The organism is Actinophytocola sp., from assembly GCF_045807065.1.
In the GTDB taxonomy this organism is placed as follows: domain Bacteria; phylum Actinomycetota; class Actinomycetes; order Mycobacteriales; family Pseudonocardiaceae; genus Actinophytocola.
Genome location: NZ_JBJMIE010000610.1, coordinates 1 through 10,708, shown reverse-complemented (window position 1 = coordinate 10,708; position 10,708 = coordinate 1). Strand labels below are relative to the sequence as shown.

General features: G+C 71.2%; 8 protein-coding genes and 1 pseudogene. 6 read left to right on the top strand and 3 right to left on the bottom strand.

The annotated features are described in order from the left end of the window. Window positions 1-502: 502 nt before the first annotated feature. The gene (locus ACJ73U_RS35880; RefSeq protein WP_407782208.1) at window positions 503-1,354 is read right to left on the bottom strand and encodes a helix-turn-helix transcriptional regulator; all 852 of its coding nucleotides are present in this window, start codon (window positions 1,352-1,354) and stop codon (window positions 503-505) included. 101 nt (window positions 1,355-1,455) lie between these two features. On the opposite strand from ACJ73U_RS35880, the gene ACJ73U_RS35875 reads away from it, so the two are divergent. Beyond that, window positions 1,456-2,220, top strand: a complete 765-nt coding sequence (locus tag ACJ73U_RS35875; RefSeq protein WP_407782207.1) for an SDR family oxidoreductase — start codon at window positions 1,456-1,458, stop codon at window positions 2,218-2,220. 3 nt (window positions 2,221-2,223) lie between these two features. Here ACJ73U_RS35875 and ACJ73U_RS35870 read toward each other — a convergent pair whose 3' ends face one another. Beyond that, a complete protein-coding gene (locus ACJ73U_RS35870; protein ID WP_407782206.1) occupies window positions 2,224-3,015 on the bottom strand; it encodes a siderophore-interacting protein in 792 nt (263 codons plus the stop codon). Continuing rightward, window positions 3,012-5,276 carry an ATP-binding cassette domain-containing protein gene (locus ACJ73U_RS35865; protein ID WP_407782205.1) on the bottom strand — a complete coding sequence of 755 codons (2,265 nt, stop codon included), beginning with the start codon at window positions 5,274-5,276 and terminating at the stop codon, window positions 3,012-3,014. The genes ACJ73U_RS35870 and ACJ73U_RS35865 overlap by 4 nt, the downstream gene beginning before the upstream one ends. Window positions 5,277-5,345: 69 nt before the next feature. Here ACJ73U_RS35865 and ACJ73U_RS35860 point away from each other — a divergent pair, with 69 nt between their 5' ends. From ACJ73U_RS35860 to ACJ73U_RS35840, 5 genes and pseudogenes are all read left to right on the top strand, one after another. Then, complete coding sequence (locus ACJ73U_RS35860) at window positions 5,346-6,155, top strand: TetR/AcrR family transcriptional regulator C-terminal domain-containing protein (protein ID WP_407782204.1); 810 nt, start codon at window positions 5,346-5,348, stop codon at window positions 6,153-6,155. After that, window positions 6,152-6,820 carry a rhomboid family intramembrane serine protease gene (locus ACJ73U_RS35855; protein ID WP_407782203.1) on the top strand — a complete coding sequence of 223 codons (669 nt, stop codon included), beginning with the start codon at window positions 6,152-6,154 and terminating at the stop codon, window positions 6,818-6,820. Before ACJ73U_RS35860 ends, ACJ73U_RS35855 begins: the two co-directional genes overlap by 4 nt. A 116-nt stretch (window positions 6,821-6,936) precedes the next feature. Beyond that, a complete protein-coding gene (locus ACJ73U_RS35850; RefSeq protein ID WP_407782202.1) occupies window positions 6,937-8,484 on the top strand; it encodes a UDP-N-acetylmuramoyl-L-alanyl-D-glutamate--2,6-diaminopimelate ligase in 1,548 nt (515 codons plus the stop codon). Between the two features lie 106 nt (window positions 8,485-8,590). Next, complete coding sequence (murF, locus tag ACJ73U_RS35845; protein WP_407782201.1) at window positions 8,591-10,036, top strand: UDP-N-acetylmuramoyl-tripeptide--D-alanyl-D-alanine ligase; 1,446 nt, start codon at window positions 8,591-8,593, stop codon at window positions 10,034-10,036. Further along, window positions 10,033-10,708, top strand: a pseudogene (locus ACJ73U_RS35840) (phospho-N-acetylmuramoyl-pentapeptide-transferase); the annotation flags it as partial. The gene murF and the pseudogene ACJ73U_RS35840, both read left to right, overlap by 4 nt.

The following is a 10,708-nucleotide window of genomic DNA, read 5'->3' as shown; positions in this document are numbered from 1 at the left end:
GGGCCGGGGTGGGGGGCCGGGGGTGGGGTGAGCGGCGGCTTGGGCAGATGGGTGGGCTGGCTAGGCGCGCTCTTTGGTGGTGTGGTGGGCGCGGTTTGGGTGGATGGGTGGGTTGGGTAGGGGCGCTTTTGGTGGTCTGGTGGGTGAGTTGGGTCGGGGCGTTTTTGGTGGTGGGTGGGGCGGCTTGGTTGGGTGGTTGGGCTGGGTTGGGGCGTTTTTGGTGGTGTGGTGGGGCGTGGCTTGGGTGATGGGTGGTTGGGTAGGCGCGCTTTTGGTGGTGTGGTGGGCGCGCGATTTGGGTGATGGGTGGGCTGGGTGGATGCGAGCCCTCGGCTGACTCACCCCGGTCGAGTTTGAGACCATCCGCACCGCCGCGTGCGCGGCCTGACAACACCACACCCCAACCGTCGATCAGAGTCTGGGTAGTCCCTTCCGTGTCCTCACGGCTGGTCAGTTCTGCCCTTGTGCCCTTCGTTCGAGTTGGTTCTGCCCTTCCGGCTGCCTAGTTCTGTCCTTCGGTCGAGAAGCGTTCGGTTCCCAGGACGCCTAGTAGGCGCAGCTTCTCGTGGGCCTCGGTGCGTGGGGGAGCGGTGAGTACCAGCAGGATCTGTGACTGGTCTTCCGTGAACAGTGCCTGGCAGTCCACCTCTATGGGGCCCAGCTCCGGGTGGAGGAGGGTTTTGTGGTCCTCGAAGCGTCGGGCCACCTCCTGTCTTGCCCACAGGGTGCGGAACTCCGTGCTTGCCTTCTCCAGTGCTCGTACCAGTTCGCCGGCTCGTGAGTGTGGGCCCATGTCGCCGTATGCGGCTCGTAGGCTTGCTACCAGTGCTCGGCTCTGGCGTTCCCTGTCGTTCTCCGGGTAGTGCAGGCGTGCTTCGGGGTTGGTGAACCATCTGTAGATCTCGCTGCGGGCGGTGCCCTTGTGGTGGGACTGGTCGCCGAACAGTGCTTGTGCCAGGCGGTTCTGCACCAGCGTCTCGCCCAGGTTGGACAGGATCAGGGCCGGTGTGTCCGCCAGGCGGTCCAGCACGCGCAGCAGCGCGGGGGCCACGTGCGTTGCCGTCGACACCGGGGACGGGGGGTTGCGTCCCGCTACCTGGAAGAGGTAGTCGCGTTCGCTGGTTGTCAGTCTCAGGGCTCTGGCCAGTGCGGTGAGCATCTGTTCACTCGGTTGCGGGCCCCGTTGCTGTTCCAGGCGGGTGTAGTAGTCGGTCGACATCACTGCCAGGGCTGCCACCTCGTCACGTCTGAGGCCTCGGGTGCGCCTGCGTGCGCCGGGGATCAGGCCGATGTCCTCGGGGCGCAGGCCCTCCCGGCGGGTCCGGAGGAAGGCGGCCAGTGCTGCACGGTCCACACCGTCCAGTATCGGCGGTGCGTCAGCCGCTGCCAGGGATCGGTGATCCCCCGATAGGTGATCTCTGCATCGCAGTGGGTCGGGCGGGGCAGTCTCTTGGCATGGACATCAGCGGAAACACGATCTTCATCCCCGGGGCGACCAGCGGGATCGGGCTGGCCCTGGCGCTGGAGCTGCGGGCCAGGGGCAACACCGTCATCGTCGGCGGGCGGCGGACCGAGCTGCTCGACCGGATCGCCGCGGAGCATCCAGGTCTCGACACCGTGCGGATCGACACGGCCGACGCCGCGAGTGTCGACGCCGCCGCCAAGCAGGTGCTGGCCAGGCACCCGGACCTCAACGTCCTGGTCGCGATGGCCGGGATCATGCGGATCGAGGACTGGCGCAAGCCAGGGTCGTTCCTCGCCTCGGCCGAGGAGGTCGTGACGACCAACGTGCTGGGGCCGATCCGGCTCATCGGCGCGTTCGTCGAGCACCTGCAGGCGCGGCCGGATGCCACGATCGTCACCGTCTCCTCGGGGCTCGCGTTCGCGCCGCTCAAGGTCACGCCCAGCTACAACGCGTCGAAGGCCGCCATCCACATGCTCAGCGAGTCGCTCCGGCTGCAGCTTGCCGGCACCTCGGTGAAGGTCCTGGAGCTGGTGCCGCCGGCCGTGCGCACCGCGTTGCTGCCCGGGCAGGAGAGCAGCGAGTTCGCGATGCCCCTGGACGAGTTCGTGGCGGAGGTCATGGGCCTGCTCGAGTCCCGGCCCGACGCCACCGAGATCCAGGTCGAACGCGTCAAGTTCCTGCGTTACGCCGAGGCCCGCGGCGACTACGACCAGGTCGTCGCGACCCTCAACGCGGCCGACCCGCACGGCAAGTAGGTCCTAGCCGCTCGCCATGCGTTCCTGGATGTCGGCCATGTCCGCCTCCGTCGGGGCGTCGTCCTGGGACAGGCGGGCGCGCCAGTAGCCGGTGAAGTTGATCGCGTGTTTCGGGACGCCCTTGGCCACCAGCGTGCGGCGCAGGGTGCGGACCATGGCGGCTTCGCCTGCCAGCCAGGCGAAGCCGTCGCCCGCCGGCAGCGCCAGGTCCGCCACGGCGGCGGTCAGGCGCCGGCCCTCGCTCCTGTGCAGCCACGTCACGCCGGGCAGGTCCTGCTCCTCCGCCTCGTCGGCGACCTCCACCAGCACGGTCGCGTTCGGCAGCGGCAGGAGGGAACCCACCGCCGGCAGCGCGGTCTCGTCGCCGGCCAGCAGGACCCAGTCGGCGTCCAGACGCAGGTCCTGCTTGTAGATCTCGGCCGGGCCGTACCTCGCCAGGGTGTCACCCGGGCGGGCGGCCAGTGCCCAGCGCGTTGCCGGGCCGCCGTGGTCGTGCCGCACGAAGTCGACGACCAGGTGACCGTCGGTCAGGGCACGGACCGTGAAGCTGCGCATGATCGGCCGGTCCTCCGCCGGCATCGCCTGGTAGGCCAGGTACCAGCTCATGCCGTCGCCCTCCGCGGGGGCGTCGGGCAGCACCAGGTCGCGGCCCGGCGGCGGGAACAGGAGCTTGAGCTGCTGGTCCGGCCAGCGTTCCAGCGCCGACAGGCCCTCGCCGGTGAACGTCACCCGCGTCATGCGCGGGGTCAGCCGTGCCACCGACACCACCGTCACCAGTGCGACCAGGTCCGTCACGGACGCTCCAGGTACGTGCGCAGATGTGCCGCCGTCAGTGACCCGCCGGTCGCCACCAGGTCCGCCGGGGTGCCCTCGAACACCACCCGGCCGCCGTCGTGGCCGGCGCCCGGACCCAGGTCGATGATCCAGTCCGCGTGGGCCGTCACCGCCTGGTGGTGCTCGATCACGATCACCGTGTTGCCGTTGTCCACCAGGCGGTCCAGCAGCGCGAGCAGCTGGTCCACGTCCGCGAGGTGCAGGCCCGTCGTCGGCTCGTCCAGGACGTAGGTGCCGGCGCCGTCCGCCATGTGGATGGCCAGCTTCACGCGTTGCCGCTCGCCGCCGGACAGCGTGGTCAGCGGCTGGCCCAGGCCGAGGTACCCCAGGCCGACGTCGGCGAGGCGGTTGAGGACCGCCCGTGCGGCACCGCTCGGGAAGAACTCGCGCGCCTCGGCCACCGACATCGCCAGGACCTCGCTGATGTTCTTGCCGCGCAACGTGTACCGCAGCACCGCCGGCGTGTACCGCCTGCCCTCGCACTGCTCGCACACCGACGCGACGCCCGCCATCATCGCCAGGTCCGTGTACACCAGGCCGATGCCCTTGCAGTTCGGGCACGCGCCCTCGGAGTTCGCGCTGAACAAGGCCGCCTTCACGCCGTTGGCCCTGGCGAACGCGGTGCGGATCGGGTCGAGCAGCCCGGTGTACGTCGCCGGGTTCGACCGGCGCGAGCCGCGGATCGGCGACTGGTCCACCACCGTCACGTCGTCCCGGCTGGACAGCGAGCCGTGGATCAGGGAGCTCTTCCCCGACCCGGCGACGCCGGTCACCACGGTCAGCACCCCCAGCGGCACGTCGACGTCGACGTCGCGCAGGTTGTGCAGCGACGCGCCCCGGATCGGGATCGCGCCGGCCGGCCGGCGGACCGCCGCACGCAACGTCACGCGGTGGTCGAGGTGGCGGCCGGTGAGGGTGCCGGACGCACGCAGGCCCGCCACGTCGCCGCTGTAGCAGAGCCGCCCGCCGTCGGGACCCGCGCCGGGCCCGAGGTCGACCACGTGGTCGGCGATCTCGATGGTCTCCGGCTTGTGCTCGACCACGAGCACCGTGTTGCCCTTGTCGCGCAGGCGGAGCAGCAGCTCGTTCATCCGCTGGATGTCGTGCGGGTGCAGGCCGATGGTCGGCTCGTCGAACACGTAGGTCACGTCGGTGAGCGCGGAACCCAGGTGGCGCACCATCTTCACGCGCTGCGCCTCGCCGCCGGACAGCGTGCCCGACTCGCGGTCCAGCGACAGGTAGCCCAGGCCGATCTCGACCAGCGACTCCAGCGTCTCGCCGAGCGTCCGCAACAGCGGCTTGGCCGGCGGCGCCTCGACCTCGCGGACGAACTCGGCCAGGTCACTGATCTGCATGGCGGAGCACTCGGCGATGTTCAGCCCGTTGATCCGCGACGACAGCGCCGCCTCGTTCAACCGCGCGCCCCCGCACGACGGACACGTGCGGAACGTGACCGCCCGGTCGATGAACGCGCGGATGTGCGGCTGCACCGCCTCCTTCTCCTTCGACAGGAACAGCCGCTGCACCTTCACGACCAGGCCCTCGTAGTTCGCGTTGATACCGCCGTAGCGAATCTTCGTGGCCGGCCTGTGCAGGAAGTCCTGCCACTCCTGCTCGGTGTAGTCACGCAGCTTCTTGTCCGGGTCGACGAAACCCGAGTGCGCCATCGACTGCCAGTACCAGGAGTCGACGGTGAAGTTGGGCACCGTGATCGCGCCCTCCCGCAGGGACAGGTCGCGGTCCACCAGCTGGTCGACGTCGATCGAGTTGACCTTGCCGAGGCCCTCGCACTCCGGGCACATGCCGTCGGGCAGGTTGAAGCTGAACGCCGTCGACGGCCCGACGTGCGGCTCGCCCACCCGGCTGAAGACGATGCGCAGCATGGTGTGCGCGTCCGTGGCGGTGCCGACCGTCGACCGCGAGTTCGCGCCCATCCGCTCCTGGTCGACCACGATCGCGGTGGACAGGTTGCGCAGCTGGTCGACGTCCGGCCGGTTCGGCGCCGCCATGAACGACTGCAGGAACGCGGAGTAGGTCTCGTTGATCAGCCGCTGCGACTCGGCGGCGATCGTGCCGAACACCAGCGAGGACTTGCCGGAGCCCGAGACCCCGGTGAACACCGTGAGCCTCCGCTTGGGGAGGTCGAGAGAGATGTCGGCCAGGTTGTTCTCCCTGGCACCGCGCACCTCGATCCGGTCGTGGCTGTCCGCAGCGTGCCCCATGCCGCCTCTCTCTTTATGTTGTAAAGTGATTCGTGAGCACCGTACTTTACGGCATAAGGAGTTGCAAACTTGGTTGTGTTCGCCGGCCAGGGCGACGCGCGCCGGTCCATGTCGCTGCTCTGGCGCGCGCCCGGCGCGGAGGAGGCGCGGCCCGGGCCGAAGCAGGGGCTGACGGTCGACGCGATCGTCGCCGCCGCCATCGAGGTCGCCGACGAACACGGCATGGCGGGCTTGTCGATGCGGGCGGTCGGCGAGCGGTTCGGCCGTACGGGGATGGCGCTCTACACGTACGTGCCGAGCAAGAGCGAGCTGGTCGACCTCATGTACGACGCGGTGATCGCCGAGGCGCACCACGGCTATGACCTCGGCGGCGGGTGGCGGACGGCGCTGGTCGCCTGGGCGGAGGACCTGTGGGAGTTCTACCTGCGGCATCCGTGGGTGCTGCAGGTGTCGCAGGCGCGGCCGGTGCTCGGGCCCAACGAGTACGTCGTGCTGGAGACCGTCCTGCGGATCATGTTCGAGACGGGGCTGCCGACGGTCGAGGTGCGGCGGCTCACCGGCGCGCTGTTCCAGCTCGTGCGGGCGATGGCGCAGGTGGTCGCGGAGGCGCGGGCGGCGGCGCGGGTCACCGGGACCAGCGACGAGGACTGGTGGGTCGACCGGTCCGCGCTGTTGACGGAGATGGCACCGGACTTCGCGGCGCGGTTCCCCATGGTGGCGAAGCTCGCCGAGGCCGGGGCGTACGAGATGACCGACGAGACCGTGCCGTACCAGGAGCGGGCGGCCGTCGAGGCGTTCCACGCGGGGTTGGTGGCGTTGCTGGACGGGATAGAAGCTCGGCTCGGTGGGGCGATGGGATGTGATACTCAGGATTCGTGAGCACCTTGCCCGGCCTTCCGACACCATCGCCGCCGCCTGCCGAGGACGACGGGTCGCTGGCGAGCCCGCTGGGGCGGGCCGCGGCGTTGAACGTCGGCTTCCTGGCGATCCTGTGGGTCGTCGAGCTGATCAACGCGGCCACCGGGCGCGCGTTGACGCAGTCCGGGGGCATCCTGTCGCGGAACCCCGGCAGCCTGGTCAACATCCTGACCGCGCCGTTCGTGCACGGGAACCTCGAGCACCTGATGTCCAACGCCCTGCCGTTGTTCAGCCTGGGGCTCATCGCGGCCATCCCCAGCCCCAGGCGGTTCCTGTGGATGACGCTGGTGGTGATCGTCGTCGGGGGGATGGGGATCTGGCTCACCTCGCCGCCCGGCACGGTGACGATCGGGGCCAGCGGCGTGGTGTTCGGGTACTTCAGCTACCTCCTGCTGCGCGGCCTGGTCGAGCGGCGGCCCGCCGACGTGTTGGTCTCCATCGGCATCGCCATCGCCTACGGGTCCTACATGTGGAGTGCGGTGGGCATCGGGGTCACCGGCGTGTCCTGGCAGGGGCACGTCTCCGGGTTGGTCGGCGGGGTGGTCGCCGCGCTGGTCGTGCGGACGCCGAGGAGGAAGCCCGCCACCGCCGCCGAATCCCTGCCGGGACTGCCGCCGGCCGTCTAGGAGCGGCGCGAGGTCGGCGCCGTCGCGGCGCGACCCGGTCACTAGCCGAACGCGACGACGCCGGGCGCACCAGGGTGTTCTTGATCGCCCTCCGTGCGCAGGTAACCTTCCGCGACGTGCCCGCCAAGCTCGTTGGCAAGGCCGTGACGGCACCGCCTCGCCCCACCAGGATCACGCCGGTCCCGCTCACCACGTTGGTGGCGCGGGCGGACGCGCGTGCGCTCCGGCTGCCGACGCCGGCGCCCGCCGTCACGGGGGTCACGCTGCGTGCGCAGCACGTGCTGCCCGGGGACCTCTTCGCCGCGTTGCCCGGTGCTCGGGCGCACGGGGCCGACTTCGCCGCCGACGCCGTCCGGGCCGGGGCGGTCGCGGTGCTGACCGACGAGGCCGGGGCTGCGCGGCCGGCGCTGCGGGACGTGCCCGTCCTCGTGCACGACGACCCGCGGCAGCTGCTCGGGACGGTCGCCGCGTGGATCTACGGGGAGCCGTCGCTGCGGCTCGCCGTGCTCGGGGTGACCGGCACGACCGGCAAGACCACCACCACCTACATGGTCGACGCCGGGCTCCGGGCCGCCGGGACGACCACCGGGCTGGTCGGCACCGTGGAGACCCGCATCGCCGGGGAGCGGCTGGCCAGCGCGTTCACCACGCCGGAGGCACCCGACCTGCAGGCGCTGCTCGCGGTGATGGTCGAACGCGGGGTCACGCACGTGCCGATGGAGGTCTCCAGCCACGCGCTCGCGCTCGGGCGCGTCAACGGCACGCGGTTCCGCACCGGCGCGTTCACCAACCTGTCGCGGGACCACCTGGACTTCCACCCGGACATGGAGGACTACTTCCAGGCCAAGGCGCTCCTGTTCGACGGCCGGTCCACGAGCGAGGTCGTGTGCGTCGACGGCGAGTGGGGGCGGCGGCTGGTCACGCCGCGGACCATCACCGTCGCCACCGAGGGGGCCGCCGACTGGACCGCGAGCGCGCTGACCACGTCGAACACCGGTGAGCAGGCGTTCGTCATGCACGGCCCCGGCGGGCTCGAGCTGCCGGTGACGCTGCCGATGCCGGGCGAGTTCAACGTCGCGAACGCGTTGCTCGCGGCGGCGTGCCTGCACACGGTGGGCGTCGACCCGGCGGACATCGCCGCCGGACTCGCCACGGTGGCCGTGCCGGGCCGGATGGAACGGGTCGCGGTCGGCCAGGACTTCACGGCCGTCGTCGACTACGCCCACAAGCCGGCCGCGGTCGCACAGGCCCTCGACGCGATGCGGGCCCGCGCGGCCGGCCGGGTGATCGTCGTGCTTGGCTGCGGCGGTGACCGGGACGTGGAGAAGCGGCCGATGATGGGCGAGGCGGCCGCGCGGCGCAGCGAACTGCTGATCGTCACCGACGACAACCCCCGCACCGAGGACCCGGCGACGATCCGGGCCGCCGTGCGGGCGGGCGCCGAGGCCGTCCCCCCGGGCGCGCGCGGCGAGATCCTCGACATCGGCGACCGCCGCACCGCGATCACGGAGGCGGTGAACCGCGCACGCCAGGGCGACGTCGTGGTCATCGCGGGCAAGGGCCACGAGACGGGCCAGGAGACCAACGGCGTGGTGCACCCGTTCTCCGACCACGACGAGCTGCGGGCGGCCATCTACGCGCGCCTGCAGGAGGAGACCTCATGATCCGGCGCGACGCACCGGAATTGTCGGTGCCCTCGACCAGCTCGGGAACCGGGTGCCCTCCGGCCCGGTCGAAAGGACCCTTCAACCGGGTGAGCGGAGGCGGGCGATGATTCCCCTGACGCTGGGCCAGATCGCTGCGGTCACCGGGGGGCGGTTGCACAACGCCACCGGTGCGGAGACCGTCACCGGGTCCGTCGAGTTCGACTCGCGGCAGGTGGCCGCCGGTGGGTTGTTCGTCGCCGTGCCGGGGGAGCGGGTCGACGGGCACGACTTCGCCGCCGCCGCTGTCGAGAAGGGGGCCGTCGGGGTGCTCGCCGCCCGGGAGGTGGACGCGCCCGCGGTGATCGTGCCGCCGGTCGGCACCGCGCCCGGCCGGGCCTACGTGCTCGCCGGTGACACGGACGGGTCCGGCGCCGCGGTGCTCGCCGGGCTGGGTGCCCTCGCCCGTGCCGTCGTCGACCGGCTGCCCGACCTCACCGTCGTGGGGGTGACCGGCTCGTCCGGCAAGACCTCCACCAAGGACCTCATCAGCCAGGTGCTCGAGCCGCTCGGCCCCACCGTCGCCCCGCCCGGCTCCTTCAACAACGAGCTGGGTCACCCCTGGACCGTCCTGCGGGCCGACGAGCACACCCGGCACCTCGTCCTCGAGCTGTCCGCGCGCGGGCCCGGCCACATCCGCGCCCTCTGCGAGATCGCGCCGCCCACCATCGGGGTCGTGCTCAACGTGGGGTCGGCGCACCTCGGGGAGTTCGGCTCCCGGGAGGGGATCGCGCAGGCCAAGGGGGAGCTGGCCGAGGCCGCGACGGACGCCGTGGTGCTCAACGGCGACGACCCGCTCGTGCGGGGGATGGCGCAGCGGGCCAAGGCGCGGGTGCTGTTCGTCGGCGCCGGGCGGGAGATCCGGGCCGAGGACGTCGTGCTCGACGAGCAGGCCAGGGCGAGCTTCCGGCTGGTCACGCCACGCGGAGAGGCGTCGGTCACCCTCGGGCTGCACGGGGAGCACCACGTCGGCAACGCGTTGTCCGCGGCCGCCGTGGCGCTGGAGCTGGGGGCGTCGCCCGCGGCCATCGCGACCGCGCTGACCAGCGCGAAGCGGCGGTCCGGCCGCCGCATGGAGGTCACCACCCGCGACGACGGCGTGACGATCGTCAACGACTCCTACAACGCGAACCCGGAGTCGATGGCGGCCGCCATCCGCACGCTTGCCAGTATGGCCGGGTCACGACACGAGCGCCGGACGTGGGCGGTGCTCGGTGTGATGGCCGAACTCGGCGACAACCACGCCGGAGCGCACGAGGAGATCGGACGGCTCGTGGCCCGCCTGGGCGTCGACCGTCTGGTGGTGGTGGGTGAGCAGGCCGGCGCCATCCAGCACGGCGCCCGGCTCGAGGGGTCTGAGACAGGAGAGGAGCAGGTGCTGGTGCCGGATGTGGAAGCGGCCGTCGCGCTGCTGGACACCGAGCTGCGTCCCGGGGACGTCGTGCTGGTCAAGGCGTCGAACGCGATCGGCCTCTGGCGCGTCGTCGACGCCCTGCTGGGGAGCCGCGCGTGATCGGCATCCTGGTCGCGGCCGCGATCGCCCTGATCGTCTCGATCATGTTCACCCCGTACCTGGTCCGGGTGTTCTCCCGGCAGGGCTTCGGGCAGGAGATCCGCGAGGAGGGGCCGCAGGGCCACCAGTCCAAGCGCGGCACCCCGACGATGGGTGGCGTCGCCATCCTCGTCGCCATGGTGGTCGGCTACGCCGTCGCCCACCTGATCACCTCGGTCGCCTCCAACGACAGCGAGTCGCCGACCTCGTCCGGGCTGCTGGTGCTGTTCCTCGCCGTCGGTCTCGGGCTGGTCGGCTTCCTCGACGACTTCATCAAGATCCGCAAGCAACGCAACCTCGGCCTCAACAAGACCGCCAAGCTGGTCGGTCAGCTGGTCATCGCCATCGCGTTCGCGGTCCTCGCGGTCAACTTCGCCGACGAGCACTCCCTGACGCCCGCGTCCGTCCGCCTGTCGTTCGTGCGCGACATCGACTACATCTCGTTCGGCACGATCGGGTTCATCATCTTCTGCTACCTGCTGGTGTCCGGCTGGTCGAACGCGGTGAACTTCACCGACGGCCTCGACGGCCTGGCCGGCGGCTCGGCGGCGATGGTGCTGGCGACCTACGTCGTCATCTCGTTCTGGCAGGAGCGGCTCAACTGCGCGAACGGCCCGGCGCAGGCCTGCTACG

Excerpts from the sequence above, each read along its gene's own strand:
- ACJ73U_RS35875 (WP_407782207.1), top strand. The coding sequence starts at position 1,456 with ATGGACATCAGCGGAAACACGATCTTCATCCCCGGGGCGACCAGCGGG.
- ACJ73U_RS35865 (WP_407782205.1), bottom strand. The coding sequence starts at position 5,276 with ATGGGGCACGCTGCGGACAGCCACGACCGGATCGAGGTGCGCGGTGCC.
- murF (WP_407782201.1), top strand. The coding sequence starts at position 8,591 with ATGATTCCCCTGACGCTGGGCCAGATCGCTGCGGTCACCGGGGGGCGG.